General features: G+C 71.0%; 19 protein-coding genes. 7 read left to right on the top strand and 12 right to left on the bottom strand.

Annotated features, from left to right (window positions below; translation table 11 throughout):
* Positions 1 to 14: 14 nt before the first annotated feature.
* The 4 genes from OG966_RS31550 to OG966_RS31535 all read right to left on the bottom strand — a co-directional run bounded on the left by OG966_RS31550 (position 15) and on the right by OG966_RS31535 (position 4,155).
* Complete coding sequence (locus OG966_RS31550) at positions 15 to 1,265, bottom strand: ketosynthase chain-length factor (RefSeq protein ID WP_326653392.1); 1,251 nt, start codon at positions 1,263 to 1,265, stop codon at positions 15 to 17.
* Entirely contained in the window at positions 1,262 to 2,530 is a 1,269-nt protein-coding gene (locus OG966_RS31545) for a beta-ketoacyl-[acyl-carrier-protein] synthase family protein (protein WP_326653390.1), read from the bottom strand. The genes OG966_RS31550 and OG966_RS31545 overlap by 4 nt, the downstream gene beginning before the upstream one ends.
* On the bottom strand, positions 2,527 to 2,961 hold the full coding sequence (locus OG966_RS31540; protein WP_326653389.1) for a cupin domain-containing protein: 435 nt from the start codon (positions 2,959 to 2,961) through the stop codon (positions 2,527 to 2,529). The genes OG966_RS31545 and OG966_RS31540 overlap by 4 nt, the downstream gene beginning before the upstream one ends.
* A 69-nt stretch (positions 2,962 to 3,030) precedes the next feature.
* Positions 3,031 to 4,155, bottom strand: coding sequence for a SchA/CurD-like domain-containing protein (locus tag OG966_RS31535; protein ID WP_326653388.1), 1,125 nt, complete (start codon positions 4,153 to 4,155; stop codon positions 3,031 to 3,033).
* Positions 4,156 to 4,422: 267 nt separating this feature from the next.
* On the opposite strand from OG966_RS31535, the gene OG966_RS31530 reads away from it, so the two are divergent.
* Together OG966_RS31530 and OG966_RS31520 are read left to right on the top strand one after the other, a co-directional pair.
* The gene (locus tag OG966_RS31530) at positions 4,423 to 6,054 is read left to right on the top strand and encodes an FAD-dependent oxidoreductase (RefSeq protein WP_326655444.1); all 1,632 of its coding nucleotides are present in this window, start codon (positions 4,423 to 4,425) and stop codon (positions 6,052 to 6,054) included.
* Between the two features lie 439 nt (positions 6,055 to 6,493).
* Positions 6,494 to 9,208, top strand: a complete 2,715-nt coding sequence (locus tag OG966_RS31520) for a SpoIIE family protein phosphatase (protein ID WP_326653387.1) — start codon at positions 6,494 to 6,496, stop codon at positions 9,206 to 9,208.
* A 163-nt stretch (positions 9,209 to 9,371) separates the two neighbouring features.
* Here OG966_RS31520 and OG966_RS31515 read toward each other — a convergent pair whose 3' ends face one another.
* The 3 genes from OG966_RS31515 to OG966_RS31505 all read right to left on the bottom strand — a co-directional run bounded on the left by OG966_RS31515 (position 9,372) and on the right by OG966_RS31505 (position 11,467).
* Positions 9,372 to 10,094: a DUF1775 domain-containing protein gene (locus tag OG966_RS31515; RefSeq protein WP_326653386.1), complete on the bottom strand. Its 723-nt coding sequence runs from the start codon at positions 10,092 to 10,094 to the stop codon at positions 9,372 to 9,374.
* A gap of 68 nt (positions 10,095 to 10,162) precedes the next feature.
* Positions 10,163 to 10,741 carry a hypothetical protein gene (locus OG966_RS31510; RefSeq protein ID WP_326653385.1) on the bottom strand — a complete coding sequence of 193 codons (579 nt, stop codon included), beginning with the start codon at positions 10,739 to 10,741 and terminating at the stop codon, positions 10,163 to 10,165.
* A 150-nt stretch (positions 10,742 to 10,891) separates the two neighbouring features.
* A complete protein-coding gene (locus OG966_RS31505) occupies positions 10,892 to 11,467 on the bottom strand; it encodes a histidine phosphatase family protein (RefSeq protein ID WP_326653384.1) in 576 nt (191 codons plus the stop codon).
* 262 nt (positions 11,468 to 11,729) lie between these two features.
* On the opposite strand from OG966_RS31505, the gene OG966_RS31500 reads away from it, so the two are divergent.
* Positions 11,730 to 11,942 (top strand): CbtB domain-containing protein, encoded by a 213-nt coding sequence (locus tag OG966_RS31500; protein WP_326653383.1) that lies wholly within the window; start codon positions 11,730 to 11,732, stop codon positions 11,940 to 11,942.
* Positions 11,943 to 11,964: 22 nt separating this feature from the next.
* On the top strand, positions 11,965 to 12,738 hold the full coding sequence (locus tag OG966_RS31495) for a CbtA family protein (RefSeq protein WP_326653382.1): 774 nt from the start codon (positions 11,965 to 11,967) through the stop codon (positions 12,736 to 12,738).
* Between the two features lie 88 nt (positions 12,739 to 12,826).
* On the opposite strand, the gene OG966_RS31490 is transcribed toward OG966_RS31495, so the two are convergent.
* From OG966_RS31490 to OG966_RS31480, 3 genes are all read right to left on the bottom strand, one after another.
* Positions 12,827 to 13,714, bottom strand: coding sequence for an ABC transporter substrate-binding protein (locus OG966_RS31490; protein ID WP_326653380.1), 888 nt, complete (start codon positions 13,712 to 13,714; stop codon positions 12,827 to 12,829).
* Positions 13,715 to 13,838: 124 nt separating this feature from the next.
* Positions 13,839 to 14,960 (bottom strand): sensor histidine kinase, encoded by a 1,122-nt coding sequence (locus OG966_RS31485; protein WP_326653379.1) that lies wholly within the window; start codon positions 14,958 to 14,960, stop codon positions 13,839 to 13,841.
* A 5-nt stretch (positions 14,961 to 14,965) separates the two neighbouring features.
* Positions 14,966 to 15,736: a response regulator transcription factor gene (locus tag OG966_RS31480; protein ID WP_326653378.1), complete on the bottom strand. Its 771-nt coding sequence runs from the start codon at positions 15,734 to 15,736 to the stop codon at positions 14,966 to 14,968.
* A gap of 177 nt (positions 15,737 to 15,913) precedes the next feature.
* On the opposite strand from OG966_RS31480, the gene OG966_RS31475 reads away from it, so the two are divergent.
* Complete coding sequence (locus OG966_RS31475; RefSeq protein WP_326653376.1) at positions 15,914 to 16,309, top strand: VOC family protein; 396 nt, start codon at positions 15,914 to 15,916, stop codon at positions 16,307 to 16,309.
* On the opposite strand, the gene OG966_RS31470 is transcribed toward OG966_RS31475, so the two are convergent.
* Together OG966_RS31470 and OG966_RS31465 are read right to left on the bottom strand one after the other, a co-directional pair.
* Positions 16,249 to 16,986, bottom strand: coding sequence for a DUF6597 domain-containing transcriptional factor (locus tag OG966_RS31470; RefSeq protein WP_406730645.1), 738 nt, complete (start codon positions 16,984 to 16,986; stop codon positions 16,249 to 16,251). The two genes, OG966_RS31475 and OG966_RS31470, sit on opposite strands and share 61 nt — an antisense overlap.
* A 124-nt stretch (positions 16,987 to 17,110) precedes the next feature.
* Positions 17,111 to 18,292, bottom strand: coding sequence for a YihY/virulence factor BrkB family protein (locus tag OG966_RS31465; protein ID WP_326653375.1), 1,182 nt, complete (start codon positions 18,290 to 18,292; stop codon positions 17,111 to 17,113).
* Between the two features lie 17 nt (positions 18,293 to 18,309).
* Between OG966_RS31465 and OG966_RS31460 the strand changes: the two genes are divergently transcribed.
* Together OG966_RS31460 and OG966_RS31455 are read left to right on the top strand one after the other, a co-directional pair.
* Positions 18,310 to 19,974, top strand: a complete 1,665-nt coding sequence (locus tag OG966_RS31460; RefSeq protein ID WP_326653374.1) for an acyl-CoA dehydrogenase family protein — start codon at positions 18,310 to 18,312, stop codon at positions 19,972 to 19,974.
* A gap of 332 nt (positions 19,975 to 20,306) precedes the next feature.
* Complete coding sequence (locus OG966_RS31455; protein WP_326653373.1) at positions 20,307 to 21,590, top strand: GAF domain-containing protein; 1,284 nt, start codon at positions 20,307 to 20,309, stop codon at positions 21,588 to 21,590.
* Positions 21,591 to 21,629 lie beyond the last annotated feature (39 nt).

Genomic DNA, 21,629 nt, shown 5'->3' with positions numbered 1-21,629 from the left:
AGTGACTCTCCTTCTCATGAGGGGTTTTCGGTGGCGTGCCGCAGCACCAGCGCCGCGTTCGAGCCCATGAGCCCGCGGCTCAGCACCAGCGCAGTCCGCAGCTGAGCGGGTCGTGCCCGGCCGGTCACGACATCGAGGTCGTGGCACACGTCGAAGACATTGGGCGTGGGAGGTATGAGGTCGCGCTCCATGGCCAGCACGGCGGCGGCCGTGTCGAGCACGGGTCCGCCGCAGTAGGCCCGGCCGGTACCGGTCTTGGGTGCCGTCACCGGCACCTTGCTGCCGTGTGCGCCGAGCGCGTCGGCTATCGCCATCGCCTCGGCACGGTCGGCTTCCGGTACGCCGAGCGCGTCCGCGAAGACCACATCGATCTCCTCCGGCGCACACTCGGCTTCCCGCAGGGCGCCACGGATCGCCTGAGCCAGCCCCTCCCGGGACTCCGCCCACCGCGACGGTCCGGTGAAGGTCGCGGCATGCCCGGCCACCCGGGCGCGGACCCGGGCCCCTCGGCGGCGGGCCGCCGTCTCCTCCTCGACCACGAGCATCGCGCCGCCTTCGGCGGGCACGAAGCCACAGGCGTCGGAGGTGAACGGCCGGTAGGCGCGGTCCGGTTCCTCACCGGTGCTCAGATCCTGGTACCCCAGCTGGCAGACGACCGAGTAGGGCGCCAGCGGGGCCTCCGCGGCACCGACCACGACGGCGTCGGTGCCGCGGCGGATGGCACCGGCGGCGTGCGCGAGCGCGTCGAGCCCGCCCGCCTCGTCGCTGGCCACGACGCCGCACGGTCCCTTGAAGCCGCCCCGGATCGATATCTGGCCGGTGCTGGCGGCGTAGAACCAGGCGATGGACTGGTACGGACCGACGAAGCGGGAACCCTGTCCCCACAACCGCTGCAGTTCGCGCTGTCCGAACTCGCCACCGCCGGAGCCCGCCGCGGTCACCACACCGACGGCGAAGGGCGAGCCTTCGTAGTCGCCGCGGCCGAGCCGGGCGTCTTCCATGGCGAGATCGGCCGCAGCCATCGCGAAGTGCGTGAACCGGTCCGTCTGAACGAGGTAGCGCTCCTCTATCAGCGCGGCCGGGTCGAAGTCGCGGACCTCGCCGGCGACTCGGAGCGGCAAATGCTCGCAGCCCTCGCGGGTGACGCGGTCGAGGACGCTGATGCCCTCCTGGGTCGACTTCCAGAAGGCCTCGGTGCCGGCCCCGTTGGGGGCTATGACACCGATGCCGGTGACGACCGTGTGCCGATCCTGCCGGGAGCTCATAGCGTCCTCCCACTTGGTCTGGTCATGACGACCGCGGACTGGAATCCGCCGAACCCGCTGCCCACCGAAAGCACGCTGTGCAGCTTCCGTGGGCGGGCGGTGAGCGGCACATAGTCCAGGTCGCACTCGGGGTCTGGGGTCTCGTAGTTCGCCGTCGGCGGCACCACCTGGTGGGACATGGCCAGGACGCAGGCGACGAGTTCGATCGCGCCGATGGCGCCCAGCGAGTGGCCCACCATGGATTTGATGGAGCTCATGGGTGTTTTGAAGGCGTGGTCGCCCAGTGAGCGCTTCACCGCGGCCGTCTCGTGCCGGTCGTTCTGTTTGGTGCCGGAGCCGTGTGCGTTGACGTAGTCGATCTGCGCGCGGTCGATACGGGCGTGGTCGAGGGCCGTGTTGATGGCCTGGGCCATCTCCAGTCCCTCGGGGGTCAGCCCGGTCATGTGGTAGGCGTTGCCGAAGGTGGCGTAGCCCCCGATCTCGCAGTACACCGTGGCGCCGCGGGCGCGAGCGTGCTCCAGGTCCTCCAGGACGAGAACGGCGCCGCCCTCGCCCATGACAAACCCGTCCCGGTTGGCGTCGAACGGCCGGGAGGCGTGGGCCGGGTCGTCGTTGTTCGGCGAGGTGGCCTTGATCGCGTCGAAGCACGCCACGGTGATGGGCGAGATGGGTGAGTCCGACGCACCGGCTATGCAGACGTCGAGCCTGCCCTCCTCGATGGCGTGGAAGGCGTAGCCGATGGCGTCGAGTCCGGAGGTACAGCCCGTCGAGACGGTCTGCACCGGGCCATGGGCACCGACCTGCTCGGCCACCGCGGAGGCGAGTGAGCTGGGCGAGAACGCGCGCTGCAGATGAGGTCCGGCCGGGTGGTGGTCCACGTCCCAGTAGGTGCCGCTCTCGCTGACGGCGACGTAGTCGTGCTCGAGACGTGTGGTGCCGCCGACCGCGGTGCCCAGCGACACCCCGATGCGCCAGGGGTCCTCCTTCTCGGGGTCGAGACCGGCGTCGCGTACGGCCTCCCGGGCGGCCACCAGCGCGAACTGGATGTACCGGTCGGAGCGCGCCACCTGGTCCTCGTCGAGACCATGGGCCGCCGGGTCGAAGTCGACCTCGGCGGCGATACGGGAGCGGAAGCCCTCCGGGTTGAAGAGGGTGATGCCCCGCGTCGCGGTACGGCCGTTCGAGAGCAGGTCCCAGAACGCCGTGGCGCCGACTCCGCCGGGGGCGACGATACCGACCCCGGTGACCGCCACCCGCCGGTTCATGACACCGCCCCAGTCCGTTCCGGCGGCAGGCCCTGCTCGGCGTCTTCGGTGACCTCGGTGTCGACATGCCCGAGCTCCGGGCTCGGGGCGAGCGGACCGAGGTGGAAGACCATGCGGGCCTCCTCGCGGCCGACGTTGCGGAACCGGTGGCGCACGTTCAGCGGGATCATGAGGCCCTGATCGGGCCGCATCTCATGCGTCTCCCCGTCCAGGTCCACCTCGAGGAGCCCGCTGACGACGTAGACGAACTCCTCGGAGTACGGGTGGTAGTGCTCCCCGATGCGCTCACCGGGCTGCACGATGGCCAGCCCCATGAAGCCGCTGGTGGCACCCACCGCGGTCGGGGTGAGCATGGCGCGCAGGTCGCCTCCGCGCCTGCGGTTGGGCTGGGTCTCGCTGAGGTCCACGATGCGTGGGCGGTGCGTGGTCATGACTGCTTCCTCCAGGTGCGTTGCCCCCGACGGCCTTGGCCGCGTGGCTGGATGGGCCGGACAATCGGGTCAGGATTCTTCCGACGAGGCGCACCGGTCCGTGATCAGGCGCATGTCGGAGCGGGCGAGGAAGCGGGAGAACTCCTCGTCGGTGGTCGGTACGCCGTCGTCTCCGGTGGCGAGCAGACGGGTGAGCGTGGCTGCCTTCCGGGCGCCACTGATGCCGAGCGCCAGATCGGGCCGCGCGTCGAGCGCGCCGCTCATGTCGATGAGCCGGACCACGACGTCGTCGCGCTGGAAAATGGTGCTGCTCGCGATGGGGGTCGTGGGGTCGTCGGCCGCCGCCTCGGCCTGCTTGGCAAGCATCCGGGCCAGGGTCATCCCGCAGCCCTCCTTGGCCTGGTAGAACAGCGCGTGCCGTTGCACGTCGGCGGGCGCGGGCCCGTCGGCTGCCACGTGGTGGACCGCCGGGAGGGCCGCCCGGGTGAAGAACATCCGGGCGGAGTCCTGATCGTCCAGGTCCCGGTCCTGCTCCAGATACGGGTTGATTTCCTCCTCCACCTTCCTCACCTCGGGCTGGCGGGCCACGTAGCGCAGTGCCGCGAGAAGGTCTCCCTGCACCTCGATGGCACGCACGACGCGGTTGCCGTGCATGAAGAGCGAGGTACGGCGCAGCCGGGTGTTCTCGTCGACCTGGGCGGCCGGGGAGGTGTAGCCGGCGAGGATCTTCGCGACTTCCTTCTCGCTGCCCGGCTTGACGGTGAAGGTCAGCGCGTGGCGGACCACGCCGTCCCCGAGCCTGGGCGAGGCCTGGAGCCCGCCCCTGAGCTGCTCAGGGGCACCGCCGGCCATCCCTTCGGTCTCCCGCAGAATGCTGAACCGCAGCGACCGCGTGTCACGCACGCAGTTGTGCAGCGGCTGGACAGTCGCGACGTGCTCCTCACTGTTCACCCAGGCCAGGAAGGGCGGTGCGCTCTCCCATTCACTGGTGATGAGCCACTGCGACGGGTTCTCGATCGACTGGCAGAGCTGGTCGCTGATGTGACCCGGGATCGACGCCACCTGGTTGCGCAGGTGCTCGTACGCCTCCAGGAACTGGTTCTGGGCACCGTCATGAAGGTCCAACAGCAGGACGACCCGAAGCCTGGAGCCGTCGAAGGCGGACTGTGAAGTCCGTTCCGACAGGGTTGTCATCTTTCACTCTCCTTTGCGACAGCGTGGCCGCCACTTCGCGTGGACCTCGTCCGTCGTCGGTGGAATCCGCCGGGTCAACCACCCTGCGGATACGGACGGTCCGCCCCCCACGCGTTGGGGGGCGCTCCCGCAACTGATCGTGGTCCGGTACTACGACTGGCGCGAGAGCTGAGAACCATGCGGGTGAATGGGCGAGCAAACGGCTCCGGTAAAGGGCATGAAAGTTCCATCCCCCTAGGGCGGCAGGAGCTGGAGCAACTGATGGAAATGGAAGAGAACGTCGACCACCGCGTGCCGGTCCTGATCGTGGGCGGGTCTCTGGTGGGCCTGTCCACTTCACTGTTCCTGGGTCGCCTCGGCATCAGTCACCTGCTGATCGAGAAGCACTCAGGAACCTCGAAGCACCCGCGCGGCCGCGGGAACAACGTAAGGACGATGGAGCTGTTCCGCGGTGCCGAGGCGGAGCCGGAGATCCGGCAGGCCGCATCGGTTCTCGCGGAGAACCACGGCATTCTGCAAGCGGGATCGCTGACGGGCGACGACCAGGAGTGGCTGTTCAAGGAGATCGACCCGGGTGGCGCGCTCGGGCGCTTCAGCCCGAGCAGCTGGTGCCTGTGCAGTCAGAACGACCTCGAACCTGTGCTGCTGTCGTGCGCCCGCAGGGAGGGCGGCGATCTGCGGTTCTCCACCGAACTGATGACGTTCGACCAGGACGCGGCGGGCGTGAGCGCGGTGGTGAAGAACCGGGAGACCGGCGAGCACACGACCGTGCGCGCCGACTATCTCGTCGCGGCCGACGGGCCGCGCAGCCCCATCAGGGAGCAGCTCCGAATCGGCCAGACGGGCCACGGCGACCTGTTCCACAACGTGAGCATCACCTTCCGTTCCCGGCGGCTCGCCGAAGCGCTGGGCGACCGGCGCTTCATCTGCTGCTACCTCACCAACCCCGAAACGGGCGGCGCTCTGCTTCCGGTGGACAACAAGGAGCAGTGGGTGTTCCACGCGCCGTGGCACCCGGACCAGGGCGAGACGCTCGAGGACTTCACCGACGAGCGGTGCATCGAGCACATCCGCCGGGCAACGGACGTATCGGGTATGGATGTTGAGATCACCGGTATGGCGCCGTGGCACGCCGCGGAAAGGGTCGCCGAGAGGTACTCCTGCGGCCGGGTCTTTCTCGCCGGCGACTCGGCCCACGAGATGTCCCCGACCGGAGCTTTCGGCTCCAACACCGGAATCCAGGACGCGCACAACCTCGCCTGGAAGCTCGCGGCGGTGCTGGAGGGTGCGGCGGGGCCCGAACTGCTCTCGACGTACGAGGCCGAGCGGCTGCCGGTGGCGCGCGCGACGAGCGAGCGCGCTTCTGCCCGTTCCGCCGAACACAGCCACCCCGGTTACGCGCCCACCGGCACCCCGGGCGGCGGGCGGCAGGGCGGGATCCTCAACGTCGCCATGGGCTACGGCTATCCCCGAGGCGCCGTCCTGGGTGCCGACCCCGAACGGCCGGTGGTGCCCGAGCGGATGCAGCTGACGGGCGAGCCCGGCACCCGGTCCCCGCACATGTGGGTCGTCAGATCCGGTGAGCGGCTGTCCACGCTGGACCTCTACGAGCGGGCGTTCGTGCTGCTCAGCTCGGAGGGCACGGCGTGGCGGGCGGCGGCCAGGAAGGTCGCCGACCTGCTGTCCGTGCGGCTGGACGCGTACACGATCGGTACAGGACCGGACGCCGACCTGACGCCCGACAGCAGGTCCGACTGGGCTGGGACACACGGTACGACGACGGAAGGTGCGCTGCTCGTACGTCCGGACGGCTTCGTCGCCTGGCGGTCGGTGGACGCGGTGCCTGATCCGGAGGCCACTGTCCGCGAGGTCATGACGAAGTTGCTGTGCCGGGACTGAGCGTCCCGCCGAAAGCCGCACCGGCCATACCGGACCTCGGCCCGTATCCGGCAGCACCAGCACCGCCCCGGCAACCGGGTGCGGGCGGGTGAGGCCGATGCGGGCCGAGGTGATGTACATGTCCCGCAGACGGGCTCCGGGGCTCCGGGGCTCCGGGCGAGGACGGTGCGCAGCCGGTCCGGACGGTCGATGCCGGATGCGGCGCATCCGGCATCGACCGACTCCCGTCAGCAGCAGAGGAATTGCGGTGGCGGACGCCGCGGACGCGGCCCAGGAGTCGCTGCCCGCCCGCGCTCCGGCCGACCTTGCCGAGTCATGATCCGCCCGACCCGGAACCCGGCCCCGAGCCGCTGATTGCGGCAGGAGTCTCGCGTGTGCGACCCCTGCGATCTACGGTGTGCGGATCGCCCAGCACATGCCGGAGGTGTAGAAATAGCACATGGCCGGACGCTACGGCCGCCCGCGCTCGGTTCTCAGAATGCGAACTGTCGCCGGTCAGGTCTTTCTCCTGCAGGTGGCGATCGTGGTGTTGCTCGTCGCCGCCGCCATGGCGGCGCTCGTGCTGCAGTCCCGGTCCGACAGTGAACGCGAGGCCCGCAACCGGTCCGTCGCCGTGGCCCAGACATTCGCGCATTCACCGGGCGTCGTGGCAGCCCTGGAGAGTCCCAACCCGACCGCGGTACTGCAGCCCCTGGCCGAACAGGCGCGCAAACGGTCCGGCGTCGACTTCATCGTCGTACTGAGCACCGACGGAATCCGCTACACGCACCCACTGCCCGACCGGATCGGGAAGAAGTTCGTCGGCAACGTACAGCCTGCGCTGGCCGGCGGCGTCGTCACCGAGAAGATCGTCGGAACCATCGGACCTCTGGTGCAGGCCGTGGTGCCCGTCAAGGACAGCCACGGCAAGGTCGTCGGTCTGGTCTCGGCCGGGATCACGATCTCGCATGTCAGCAGTGTCGTCCAAGATCAGTTCCCGCTTCTGTTCGGCGCGGCCGCCGCGCTGCTCGTCGTGACCGCGGGCGGAACGGCGCTCGTCAGCAGGCGGCTGCGGCGCCAGACCCGCGGTCTGGGCCCTGCCGAGATGACCCGGATGTACGAGCACCACGACGCGGTTCTGCATGCCGTACGCGAGGGAGTGCTCATCGTCGGCGGCGACGGACGGCTGCTCCTCGCCAACGACGAGGCGCGCCGGCTGCTCGAGCTGCCCGCGGACGTGGAAGGGGCCCCGGTCACCGAGCTCGGGCTGGATCCGATCACCGCCCGGCTGCTGGTCTCGGGCAGGATCGCCAACGACGAGGTGTACCTGGTCGGGGAGCGGCTGCTCGCCATCAACCAGCGCTCGACGGACCAGGCCGGCGGGCCGCCCGGCAGCGTGGCGACGCTGCGCGACACAACCGAGCTGCAGGCGCTCTCCGGCAAGGCCGACATGGCCCGCGGGCGCCTGAAGCTCCTGTACGACGCCGGTACGGAGATCGGCACCACGCTCGACATGGTGCGGACGTGCGAGGAACTGGCGGAGTTCGCCGCGGACCGCTTCGCCGACTTCGCCACCGTCGATGTGGTGGAGGCCGTGCTGCGCGGCGAGGAGCCGGCCGGAGCCACCCCGGAGATGATGCGTCGTACAGCTTTCAAGGGCCTCCGGGACGACACGGCGCTCTACCCGCTCGGCCAGCTGATCCACTTCGTACCCTCCACACGGCTGGGTTCCGGCATCGGCGCGGGAGAGCCGGTCCTCGAGGCGGATCTGGCGGCCTTCCACGGCTGGCAGGAACAGGATCCGGAACGAGCCCACAGGCTTGTCGTCGAGTACGGAATCCACTCGATGATCGCCGTTCCGCTGCGGGCCCGCGGCGTCGTTCTGGGCGTGGCGATGTTCTGGCGCTCGGAGAAGCCCGAGGCGTTCGAGGACGAGGATCTGTCGCTCGCCGAGGAGCTGGTCGCCCGCGCCGCGGTGAGCGTCGACAACGCCCGGCGCTACACGCGGGAGCACGCCATGGCGGTGACCCTGCAGCGCAGCCTGCTGCCGCGGGGCCTGCCGGAGCAGAACGCCATCGACGTCGCCTACCGGTACCGGCCCGCACAGGCCGGGCTCGGCGGCGTGGGCGGAGTCGGCGGTGACTGGTTCGACATCATCCCGCTGCCCGGCGCCCGGGTGGCGCTCGTGGTCGGCGACGTCGTGGGTCATGGGCTGCACGCCGCGGCCACCATGGGCCGGCTGCGCACGGCTGTCCACAACTTCTCCGCCCTGGACCTGCCGCCCGACGAGCTCCTGTGGCACCTCGACGAGCTGGTCACCCGTATCGACCAGGACGAGGTCCTCGACGGTATCGACGGCTCCGATGCGGCAGTCACCGGAGCCACCTGTCTGTACGCGATCTACGACCCGGTCTCCGGCCACTGCAGCATGGCGCGGGCCGGCCACCTCCAGCCCCTGCTTCTGCGGCCGGACGGCAGCGCGGAATTCGCCGACGTACCGGGCGGCCCGCCACTCGGGCTGGGCGGTCTGCCCTTCGAAACCCTGGACATCTGGCTGCCCAAGGACAGCGGACTGGTGCTGTACACGGACGGGCTCGTCGAGGACCGGCACCGGGACATCGACGACGGTCTGGCACTCCTGCGCCGTACGCTCACCGGCCACGCGGCCCGGACACCGGAGGAAGCCTGCGAGGCGGCACTGCAAGCGCTGCTGCCCGAGAGCCCGCGCGACGATGTGGCACTGCTCATCGGCCGTACGCGCGTGCTGGACTCCGGGAGAGTGGCGGACTGGGAAGTTCCGCCCGACCCCGCGGAGGTGTCACGCGTACGAGCGGGTGTGGCCGGCAAGCTGGAGGAGTGGGGACTGGCGGAGGAGGCGTTCACCACCGAGCTGATCCTGAGCGAACTGGTCACCAATGCCATTCGGTACGCCTCCGGCCCGATCCGCGTACGGCTGATCCGCGACCGCAGCCTGATCTGCGAGGTCTCCGACCACAGCAGCACCTCACCGCACCTGAGGCAGGCGGCGACCACGGACGAGGGAGGCCGGGGGCTGTTCCTCGTGGCTCAGTTCTCGGAGCGCTGGGGCACGCGGTACACCGCCGACGGCAAGGTCATCTGGGCGGAACAGCCACTGCAGACCGACGGGCCGCCGGACCTGACACACGGCCTGTGAACGGTCGGCGCGCGAACAGTCGGCGCGCGAACAGTCGGCGCGTCAGCCGCCCGCCGAGATGTCCCGCGCCGGTCCCGGCCCCGGGCACAGCGCGGCGTAGGCAGTGGTACCGCCCGGGCACATGCCGGGGCACGGCAGGACCTGCCGCGCCCCGGCACCCGGCTCAGGCGGCTGCGGCGCCCGGGCGGCGCTTGAACCACCACAGGCCGGCGCCCGCGGCGATCACCACCACGACGGCGGCGACCGCGACGACGAGCCCGCCGCCTCCGCCGTCGTCCTTCTTCTTCGCCGTCGGTTGCTGCTGCTCTGAGACCGACGGTGAGGGCGAGGCCGTGCCCGGCAGGGTGCTGGGAGTGGGACCCGGGCCCGCAGCGATCGGGGTCGAGCCCGGCGCGGCCGGCTTCAGGTTGAGCATCGGCGCCGGATTCTCCGGCTCCTGGCCGCCCTTGGGCACTTCGATCCAGCGGTCGACCTTTCCGTCGCCGTACGTCTCCACGGTCTTGAACACCAGTGACTTCACGTCCGGCAGCTGTGTCACCGTGATGCTGTGGACCACGTCCGTGCCGGTGGCCAGCGCCTTGCCGCCGATGGTGTAGCCGCCTTCGCCCGGCGTGAGCTTCCAGCCGTCGGGCGCCTTCTTCAGCTTCACAGCATCCGGCGCGATGCCTTCGGGCAGGACGATCTGCAGTTTCGCGATGCCTGCGGTGTCCGATTCCGCCTCGGACGCGAACGTCAGCGTCACGTCCTTCGCCAGGGCCCGGTCGTCGGAGGCGGTCACTTCGACGTGGGCGGCGGCCGGACCGGCCACGGCGAGCACCGCGCCGAAGGCCACGGCGGCGACAAGCGCCGTCCGCCGGACTGCGGAAGGCAGGGGGAAGGTACTCATGGTGTGGGGGTTCTCCTCGGAACTCGAAAGCAGCGCAGCCCCCGACTGTGCGCGAGCCCGCTGGTCGGTCATGGACAGAACGGTGACGGTCCATGACCCGGAGGCCCCCGGCGTACCACGATGTGCGCGAGGACAACGCACACCGGCACTCCTGCGAGCGCCCGCGATCCGGCGGCGGCGGGAGCGGCATCCGGGCAGCGGAACGCGTACGTACTCCACCGGCCGAGCCGGCGCGCCACCCTCTCGCGGACCGTGGTGGCGAGAAGGCCCACAAGCCTTGGGAGCGCGGACAGTTGGTCGTCCGTCCGGTGCAGGAGCACCGCCACGCCCAGGGCGGCAAGCGTGTGCGCGAGGAGCATCACGGCCGCGCCCGGATGCAGGCCGTGATCACCGGCCATCGGGTGGGCGGCGGTGTGCGGTGTGCCGTGCCGCCCGGACCAGGCCGTCGCCAGCAACTGGTGGAGAACGAGCTGCGCGGCGCAGGTCCCGGTCACCACCACCGTGAGCTGACGCTGCCGTCCGGCCCAGGGCAGCGCCCCGAGGAAGGCGGCGCCGGCCGCGGCCAACAGCAGCCGCCAGGTGACCGGTTCCCCGGACGAGACATGGTGTCCGACGCCGGCCAGGCCCGCGCTCGCCAGGGCGAACACACCCGCCCGAGCGCCCCGCACACTCCACCGAGCGCGCGGCGCGCTGCGAGACGGAGGACGGAGGGTCTGCGGCATGCCGGGCCCATCATCCACGACCGGAGGCCCGCGGATGCTCCCAACCTGCGGATTTCTCCGTACTACCGCCGAAGGTCAGCCCGCGTGCGCCGCCAAGGGCCGTCCGCAGCGCAGATTCCAGCGCCCGGCCCGTCCGCTGAGCTCGGTCAGGGTGAGCGGCGCGACGTCCAGCCGCCAGAACGCCTCCGCCGGCAGCGCCAGCGCGTGCACGATCGCCGCACGCGCCACCGCGGGCTCGGTGACCGCCAGCACGCGCCCGTCGGCCGACAGCGACTCGAGCCAGCCGCCGACCCGGGCGCACAGAGCCAGCAGCGACTCGCCCCCGTGCGGGGCGGCCGAAGGATCGGTCAGCCACGCCGACACCGCCTCCGGCTCGCTCACGCTCACTTCCTCCAGCGTGCGTCCGCGCCAGCGGCCCATGTCCCAGTCCCCGAGCCGCAGTTCTGGCTCGGCCCGCAGACCCAGCGCCTCGGCCGTCTCACGGCAGCGCGCGGACGGGCCGCTCACCCGCCGGCCGGCGCCCGGCAGCGCACCGGCGGCGGCACGGGCGGCGCGGACACCGGCCTCGTCCAGGGGTACGTCCCCGTCGAAGCGCGCTCCGCGCAGTGCGGCACTCGTCGCCGGTGAGACCAACATCACCCGTACCGTCATCCCGCACGTTCCTCTCCGCCCGACGACCCATGGTTCAAGCACATCACGGGCGTTGAAGCGCCCCGGCATGCGCCCCTGCGCCGTAGCGGTACGGGCCGCCAGGCGGTACGGTCTCGTGGACATGACGACGGTGTGACGGAAGCCCGGTGAGAATCCGGCACGGTCGCGCCACTGTGAACCCGTACCTCTGCGGGAAGTCAGACCCAGCACCTTCGTCTCAGGCACCACGATCGGGACGCGTGTTCCCCCAGGAGGTTCTGCCATGGCACAGTCTGCTGCGCCCGCCGCCGCACCGGCCATCACCCCCATATCACTGAAGGAAATCGCCCCGTGGGCGCTCTTCTTCGGCGTTCTGATGCTCGTCCTGCTCTACTTCGTCGGCGCCGAACAGGGCGCCACCTCACTCATCTCCGGTGAAAACGTGCATGAGTGGGTCCACGACGGACGCCATCTGCTCGGCTTCCCCTGCCACTGAGAAACCAGGGGAACACGCACTCATGAACTCCATCTCTGTCAGAGCTCTGCTCGTCCGCGGCATGCTCGCCGGCCTCATTGCCGGTGTCTTCGCCCTGGTCGTGGCCTATCTGCTCGGTGAGTCCCCGGTGGACTCCGCCATTGCGTTCGAGGAAGCACACAGTCATGAGCACGGCGGCGAGGAACTCGTCAGCCGCGCCATGCAGTCGACGGGCGGCCTCGCCACCGGTGTGCTGATCTTCGGCATTGCGATCGGCGGCATCGCCGCCCTCGCCTTCTGTATCGCGCTCGGCCGCATCGGCCGGTTCGGCCCGCGTGCCACGGCCGCCCTGGTCTCCCTGGGCGCGCTGCTGGCCGTGTACGTCGTGCCGTTTCTCAAGTACCCGCCGAACCCGCCGGCCGTCGGTGACCCCGAAACGATCGGCAAACGCACCACGGTGTACTTCCTGATGATCGTGCTCAGCGTGCTGCTCGCTGTCGCGGCGGTGATCCTCGGGAAGCGGCTCGCTCCCCGGCTGGGCAACTGGAACGCGACCGTCGCCGCCTCGGCCGCCTTCGTCGTGGCTGCCGGGCTCGCATTCGCCTTCCTGCCCTCGTTCAACGAGGTGCCCAAGGACTTCCCGGCCACGGTGGTGTGGGAGTTCCGACTGGCCACGCTCGCCATCCAGGTCACCCTCTGGACGTTGTTCGGGCTGGTCTTCGGTCACCTCGCGGAGCGCCTCCTGGTGCCGAGTGCGGACCGGGCGACGGCCACGGGAAGCAGCACGGCCTCGCGGACAGCCTCCGCCGCGGGCTGACGCGACGTATCAGCGCCATCAGAACCCGCCGGGGACTCCCCGGCGGGTTCTGGCGTTGCCGCGGTTCCGGGGTCGCCGCGGCGGACGTTCAGCTGCCGGACGCGGCGGACGCCCGCACCGCCTCCGCCACGGTGTCGATGAAGCGCGCGTGCGCCCGATGGCTGCAGGGAGCCTCAGGGTTCCACGGCACGATCCGGGCCCTGCCCGCGCCTGCCTGCCACTCCTCGATACCCCCGAGTTCACCGACCGGCAGGGCATTGGCCCGTACGTCCGCCAGGACGATGTCCGGCTCCAGTGACGCGGCCACCGTCCAGTCGACGGTGGACCAGTTGGCCCCCGGGCCCCGCTCGGGCTCCACCAGGCCGATGCCGCACTCCACCAGCGTCCGGAGATCCGGCCACGCCCGTGGCCTGGCGAGATGGACGCTCTCCGGCGTGCCGGGCGACAGAGCCAGGATCGTCAAGTGAGCGGTATCGGCCGCCAGCGCGCGCAGCCGGCCTTCCGCTCGGTCGAGTTCCGCCGCCCCCGACGGGTTCCGCTCTGCTCCGAGCGACCGGGCGAGCGCCGTGAACCGGTCCCGTACATCAGCCAGCGAACGCCCCTGGCCGACGTCGCACACCACCACGGGCACCTGTTCCTCGATGTGCTTCGCCGTGTCCGGATCCAGGCCGTAGAGCTGGTCGGAGCCGTAGCCGACGCCGACCACCAGGTCGGGCTCCGCGTCCAGGACCGCCTCCGCGCCGACGCGGGTGCCCGATCCGAGGTAGGCGATGTCCTCGAGCGGCAGCGTGCCGGCCTTCGCCGGGTCGGCGGTTTCGCCGTCGTGGTGGGATCCGAAGAGGCCCACCGGCCGTATGCCGTGGTCGAACAGTGTCGCTCCGGCCTGGATGTAGGCGACCAGCCTCGTCGGCGTTCGCGCCGCCGTCGCCGAGCGGCCGCGATCGTCCAGGAATTCCCAATCCGTCTGTCGCGCCATACGTCCCACCCCTGACTTCTGCCGGTAACAGATCGCGATGCCCCCCGAGGCCATCGACGTTTGACTGCCCGTCAGTCCCCGTGGTCACGCATACAGACGCTCGCTGTTTCAACCACTGGCTGTTTCAACCGAGCGGGGCCGCGGCGGCGGGCAGCGTCACCTCGAAGCGGCAGCCGCCCGTCACATTGCGTACGTCGGCGTGGCCGGCGTGCGCCTCGACGATCCCGCGGACGATCGCGAGGCCGAGACCGGCACCGGCCGGGGGCGTACGGGCCTGGGTGCCGCGCCAGCCGGTGTCGAAGACGCGCGGGAGGTCCTCCTCGGGAATGCCGCCGCAGCCGTCCGTGACGGAGAGGACCACCCACGCCTCCCTGCGTTCGGCAGCGACGGCGACCGTGCCGTCGGCAGGGGTCCGGCGGATCGCGTTGACCAGGAGGTTCGCCAGTACGCGGGTCATCTCCTTACCGTCCACCTCGACCGGGACGGACTCGACACCGTCGCCGACGAGACGTACGCCGTGCTCGCGCGCGAGCGGGTCCGCGCCGGCGAGCGCTTCGCCGATCAGGTCGTACACCGACATCCTGGTGGGGGTGAGGGCCAGCGTGCCCGCGTGGATACGGGACAGCTCGAAGAGGTCGCCGACCATGGAGTTGAGCCGGTCGACCTCGGTACGGATCTGGCGGAAGTAGCGCTCCGGATCCTGTACGACACCGTCCTCCAGCGCTTCGGACATGGCGCGCAGCCCGGCCAGCGGGGTGCGCAGGTCGTGGGAGATCCAGGCGACGAGCTCGCGGCGGGAGGTTTCCAGGGCGCGTTCACGCTCGCGGGATGCGGCGAGCCGGTCGCTGGTGGCAGCGAGTTCCCGGCTCAGTGCGGCCAGTTCCGCGGTGGAGGCGCCGTCAGGTGCGGCGAAGGAGCCTCCATCGCCGAACGAGCGTGCCGCCAGGGCGAGTTCGCGGCTGCGGGCGACGACCCAGCGGCCGAGCAGCAGCGCGGTGGCGAGCGAGACGACCGCCGCCATCGCGACGACCGTGGTAACGACGGTGAGGTCGTGCGCGGACAGGAACATCGCCTGGGCGACGGCGAGGGTCCCGGCGAGCATCGCGGTGACCGCGACTGCGGCGACGACCGTGAGGGAGACGGCGACGGACCGGTGGCGCAGCGCACGCAGGGCCACGGCTCCGAGCACGCCGACGGCAGCGGCCCCGAGGAAGGCGAAGAGAGCGATCAGGAGCATGTCCCGCACGACGATCAGGCCTCTTCCCGTGGCAGCTGAGAAGGCGGTCCGTCCGGCGGCCCATACGGCGGTACGTCCTTCGATACGTCCCCGTCACCCGGCACATCGAAGCGGTAGCCCACTCCCCACACCGTCTGGATCAGACGCGGCCTGGCGGGATCGTCCTCGATCTTGCCGCGCAGCCGGCGCACATGAACCGTGACAGTGGACAGATCGCCGAACTCCCAGCCCCACACGTCCTGCATCAGCCGTTCCCGGCCGATCGCCTCTCCCGGGTGCCGCATCAGATGCGCGAGCAGGTCGAACTCCCGCAGGGTCAGCGCCAGTTCGTGGCCGTCCTTGGTGGCTCTGCGGGCGGCCGGGTCGAGGACGATGCCCGCGGCCGCCGGCCCCGGCCCGGCCCGCCGCTCCCCCGCCGCGGCGCCTCTGCGGAGTACGGACTCCACCCGCAACACCAGCTCGCGCGGGCTGAACGGCTTGGTCACATAGTCGTCCGCCCCTATCTCGAGCCCCAGGATCCGGTCGTCCTCGTCGCCGCGCGCCGTCAGCATGATCACGGGTACGGCGGCCGACTCACCGGCCCGCAGCCGGCGGCACACCTCCAGCCCGTCCATACCCGGCAGCATCAGATCGAGGACCACCAGGTCCGGCCGCCGTCCGGCGGCAAGCCGCAGCGCCTGCGGCCCGTCGGCGGCCCGGTCCACGGTGAAGCCCGCGCGCTCCAGATAGCCGCTGACGACCTCGGCGACGGTCGGATCGTCGTCGACGACAAGAATGTTGTGCATACGGTCAGTGTCCTCCGAAGGAGAGCGGTCGATCACCCGTGGCGCCTTACGGAACTATGACGGCCGGCCCGGATGACGACCCGCGCGGATGACGTTCCGCGCGGATGGTGGTCCCGCGCCGGAGGGACGTCCGATTCGTTCAAGACTTCCCGTCCCGGGCCCGCCTACGTTGAGGTCATGACTCCACGACTCGACGCGATCGGCCTCGTCACCTCCGACATGGCCGCCTCGCTCGCCTTCTACCGCCGCCTCGGCCTGGACATCCCCGCCGACGCCGACACCGCGCCCCACGCCGAGGCGACGCTGCCCAGCGGGCTGCGCGTGCTCTGGGACACCGAGGAGACCATCCGTTCCTTCGACCCCGAGTGGACCCGGCCGCAGGGCGGCGGCGAACGGCTCGGGCTCGCCTTCGCCTGCCGGAGCCCCGCCGAGGTGGACGCTGTCCACGCCGAGCTGATCGAGGCGGGTTATCAGGGGCACCTCAAGCCCTGGGATGCCTTCTGGGGGCAGCGTTACGCGGTGATCCTCGACCCCGACGGCTGCGGTGTCTCGCTGTTCGCCAGCGCCGAATAGGCGCCGAGGGTGATTCCGGCCAGGTCGCGCATCTCGCGTGCGAGGTGCGCCTGGTCGGCACAGCCCGCGCCGAGTGCCGCCTCGGCGTACGGCACGCCCTCCCGTACGAACGTCAGCGCCCGCTGCAGCCGCAGCACCCGGGCCAGTGTCTTGGGCCCGTATCCGAAGGCGTCCAGCGAGCGACGGTGGAGCTGCCGGGCACCCAGACCTACCGCGTCCGCCGCCCCGGCAACCGTGCCGCCCGCCTCCAGGCGGCGCACCACCTCGCCCAGCAGCGGGTCCGGCGACAGGGCGCCGTCCGCCCGCCGCAGCGCCACGGCCTCCAGCTCGGCCACCGGGTCCGCGGCCGCGTCGACCCGCGCGGTGAGCCGGCGCGCCTCGGCCCCGCCCCACACATCGGCGAGGGCCACCCGCCGGTCGCGCAGCTCGTACGCCGGTACGCCGAAGAACGCGGGCGCGGTCCCCGGCGCGAAGCGCACCCCCGCGCACCGGGTGCCCAGGCCGCTCCTGGGGGTGTGGGCGTGGGTGTCGGGTCCGGCTACGAGGAGCCGGCCCTCGAACCAGAGCAGGTCCATGCAGCCGTCTGGGAGCACGGGGTGGACCGCACCGGCGCCGGGCTCCACGGTCCGCGTCCAGACGACGGCTCCTTCGAGCCGCGACGCCCATTCCTCGTACACCCTTACCAGGCTATCCCGCAGCGGCCCGCGCGGTTGAGAACGGCCCCCTCGGTTCAACACCGCTGATGCCGAGGGCTGTTATGAGCGCGCTCATGGAATTCACCCCGCGGACGGCGGGGGCTTCTCAGGGCTTCCGCTGCTCCCCGGTTTTCTTGTCGCGGCTGCTCTCGCGGCTTTCACGGCCGTTGTCCCGGGTCGTGTGCAGCCGCGACTTCACATCGTCCAGCGGCAGGAACCGCGACCACCGCTCCGGGAATTCCGATGGCATGGCTCCGTCGTCCTCGTCCTCGCTCTCGCCCTCCACGTAGATCTGGGCCGCCTCCGCCCGGGCGAGCAGCTCCGCGGCGTTGACCGCGCGCATGCGCTCGTTGGCCGCGCGGGCCGCGGCCGTGGCGACCGACGGCCAGACCCGGTCGATGGCGGCGTTGACCGCGGCGCCCACCAGGACCGCGAAGGCGGTCAGGCCGATCCACAGCAGGACGGCGATGGGCGCGGCAAGTGAGCCGTAGATCGTCGGGCCCTCGACCGTGCTGGTGAGGTAGATACGCAGCAGGAAGGAGCCCAGCACCCACATCCCGAGCGCCACCAGCGCGCCCGGGACGTCCTCGATCCACGGTGAGCGCACCGGGACGGACACGTGGTAGAGCGTGGTGAGGAAGGCGATCGAGAGCAGGCTGACCACCGGCCAGTACAGGACGCTGACGACTTCCGTGCCCCACGGAATGAACTCCACCACCCGGTCGGGGCCGACCACCGCCAGCGGCAGTACCACCGCGCCGATCAGCAGGGCCACGATGTAGAGCAGGAAGGCCAGCAGCCGGGTGGCGACGATGCCGCGCTGACCGTCGAGGCCGTACATCACGGTGATCGTGTCGATGAAGACATTGACCGCCCGCGAACCGGACCAGAGTGCGATGGCGAAGCCGATGGAGATGATGTCGGGCCGGCCGCCGTGGGTGACGTCCTCCAGCAGGGGCTTGGCGATCTGGTTGACGCCCCGGTCCGACAGTACCGTGCCGGCCGCGCTCAGGATGTTCTTCTCGATGGAGGCGACGGTGGTGGTATCGGTCCAGTCGTCCACATAACCGAGGAGACCGATCAGACCGAGCAGCAGCGGCGGCAGGGACAGCAGCGTGAAGAACGCCGCCTCGGCCGCGAGACCCAGGATGCGGTACTCGATGCACGAGTTGACCGTGTCTTTCAGCAGCAACCATGCCATCTTCCGCTTGGAGACGTTGCGGTAGAGGACTCGGGCCCGGTGGAGTCGGCCCGATGGCCGCTCGGGTGTTTCATTTGCTGCCTGCACCTCCTTACCGTATCGGCATGGCAGCTACCACCCACACAGTGACCAACCAGGCTCCGCCCCTGGTCGAGTACGACGTATTCAGCGCCGACCCGGCGCTCACGGAGGGCGTGGAGCGACATGTCGCGCCCGAATTCCTCGACGAGGCCAGGGAGGAGCTCGAGACGCTCGGCCGCACCGCCGGCTCCGCGCAGGCCCAGGAGTGGGGGGTGCAGGCCAATGAGAACCCACCGAAACTGCGCACCCACGACCGGTACGGGAACCGGATCGACGAGGTCGAGTTCCATCCCGCCTGGCACCGGCTCCTCGGCAAGGCCGTCTCGGCCGGGCTGACCAACGCCTGGGGCCGGCCGGCCGGGCATGTGCGGCGCGCGGCCGGGTTCCTGGTGTGGACCCAGGCGGAGGCCGGGCACGGCTGTCCGGTGTCGATGACGCATGCGACGGTGCCCGCGCTGCGTACGGACCCGGCGCTGGCCGCCGAGTGGGAGCCGCGGCTGACCTCGCAGGTGTACGAGGAAGGGCTGCGGCCCGCCTCGCTCAAGGCCGGGGCCCTTTTCGGCATGGGAATGACCGAGAAGCAGGGCGGCAGCGACGTCAGGGCGAACACAACGAGGGCCGAGCCGCTGGCCGGTGACGGGGAGTATCTGCTCACCGGTCACAAATGGTTCTGCTCCGCTCCTATGTGTGACGGTTTTCTGGTACTCGCCCAGGCAGCAGGGGGTTTGACCTGCTTCCTGGTGCCCCGGGTGCTGGACGACGGGACCCGGAACGTCTTCCGGATCCAGCGCCTCAAGGACAAGCTCGGCAACAAGTCCAACGCGTCGAGCGAGGTCGAGTTCGACGGGACATGGGCGCGCCGGGTCGGCGACGAGGGGCGCGGGGTGCGCACCATCATCGAGATGGTGGCGGCGACCCGGCTCGACTGTGTCATCGGGTCGGCCGCGCTGATGCGGCAGTCGGTGGCACAGGCGATCCACCACTCCGCGTACCGCAGCGCGTTCGGCGGGCTGCTCATCGACAAGCCCCTGATGCGCAACGTACTGGCGGATCTGGCGCTGGAGTCGGAGGCCGCGACGACGCTGGCGCTGCGGCTCGCCGCCGCCTACGACGCCGATACGGACGAGGAACGGGCCTTCCTGCGGCTCGCGGTTCCCGCCGCCAAGTACTGGGTGACCAAGCGCTGCACGCCGACGGTGGCGGAGGCGCTCGAGTGCCTGGGCGGCAATGGCTACGTCGAGGAGTCGGGGCTGCCGCGGCTGCTGCGGGAGTCGCCGCTGAACTCGATCTGGGAGGGCTCGGGCAACGTACAGGCGCTGGATGTCCTGCGGGCGCTCGGGGGGTCCCCCCACGCCGCAGGGCGTAGGGGGAGGGAGCCGCAGGCCCTCAACGCCTTCCTGCAGGAGGTCGGCAAGGCACGCGGCGCCGACCACCGGCTGGACGGGGCGATCAAGGACCTGCTGACCGAGCTGGCCGATCTGAACGGGATCGAGGCGAGGGCGCGGCGGCTGGTGGAGCGGATGGCCCTGGTGCTGCAAGGATCGCTGCTGGTGCGGTGGGCACCGCCGGAGGTGGCGGACGCGTTCTGCGCCTCACGGCTCGGCGGGGACTGGGGCACGGCCTTCGGCACGCTGCCGCACACGCTCGATCTGGCGTCGGTCGTCGAGCGGGCGCGAGCCGTGGTCTGAGAGCTCGCGCCGCTGCAGACCGGTGGCCCGGGAGCTCGCGCCGCTGCAGACCGGTGTTCCGGGAAACTCGCGCCGCTGAGGACTGTCGGGGTGGTGCTGCGCCGACACGGCACCACCCCGCGCGCTGTCATGCGCCCCGCAGTGCTGGGCAGGAGGGTGCATGACGACCGGCGAACCGGTGTTCCACCACCTTGATATATGTGCACGCCTGTTCGCGAGGGTTGCAAAGAGTTGCAGTCCCGTGGCTCAAACCGCCACGCATCGCCGCCGGGAGGAGCACGATTGAGCCAGCCCCCCGCATCGGACGCCGGCGTCGCCCAGGAGGTCCCCCGGTGCAGAGCACATCACTCGACCTGGCCAGGCTCGCCGCCATGGACACCGCGGAGGCAGCCAGGCTGTTGAAAGGCGTGCGGGACGCCACGCTCAACGGCCGCCGCTCGCGGGTCGGCCCACGGGCGGACATCAAGGAGTCGTGGCAGCGGATGCTGCGCGGCGGCGTGGATCCCGACCGGGACCACAGGGCCGGGCTGCTGCCGTTGGAGGAGCTGGAACGCCGCCGGCTCGCCTCGCCGCTTCGCGAGGTGCTGCCGGTGCTGCGGGACGGTCTGGTGTCGATCGCCGAGGCGGCCCAGCACATCATGGTCGTCGCGGACACGGAGGGACGGATGCTCTGGCGCGAGGGCAAGGCGACCGTGCTGCGCAAGGGCGACTCGCACGGCTTCGTCCTGGGCGCCGACTGGAGCGAGAGGCTCGTCGGTACGAACGGAATCGGCACTCCGCTGATCTCCCGGCGGCCGGTCCAGGTGCACTCCGCCGAGCACTTCGTCTCCACCCACCACACCTGGACCTGCGCGGGCGCACCGGTCACGGATCCGCGCGACGGCAAGCTGATCGGCGTCGTCGACATCAGCGGACCCCTGTCCACGATGCATCCGGCGACGCTGTCCCTGGTCACCTCGGTCACCCGGCTCGCCGAGGCCGAACTGCGCAACCGGCACTTCGCGGCGCTGGACCGGCTGCGCAGCGTGGCGTCGCCGCTGCTGGCCCGCCTGAGCGGCCGGGCACTGGCCGTGGACATCAACGGCTGGCCGGCCGCGGTCACCGGCATGCCGCCCACCGGTCGGCTGTCGCTGCCGAAGTCCGTCGGCTGCGGCCGGCTCTGGCTGCCCTCGCTCGGCATGTGCGCGGTCGAGCCGCTGCCCGGCGGCTGGCTGATACGGGTCGACGAGAGGAGCTCCGCCGCGACGCCGGGCCGGGTGGTGCTGGATCTGAGCAGGCCACGGCAGCCTTCGGTCACCCTCGCCGGGGCCGCCGGCAGCTGGGTGCAGGAGCTCAGCCCGCGCCATGCCGAGCTGCTGTACGTGCTGGCGCTGAACCCGGACGGACGGAGCGCGGCGCAGCTGGCGCAGGCGATCTTCGATGATGCGACGCGCACGGTGACGGTGCGGGCCGAGATGTCGCGGCTGCGGCGGAATCTGGCGCAGGTGCTGGCGCACCGCCCGTACCGCTTCGTCGAGGAGGTCGAGGTGGAACTGGTCCAGCCGGACGATCCGGCCGATCTGCTGCCGCAGTCGACGGCCCCGGCGGTGGTGAGCGCGCGCCGACCGCCGGACTGACCGTGTGGCCGTGGACGGTCGCTGCGGCTCGGGGAGGAC

Origin of the sequence: Streptomyces sp. NBC_01750 (genome assembly GCF_035918095.1) — a bacterium.
Taxonomy (GTDB): Bacteria; Actinomycetota; Actinomycetes; order Streptomycetales; family Streptomycetaceae; genus Streptomyces.
This window is presented reverse-complemented; position numbering and strand designations above follow the sequence as displayed.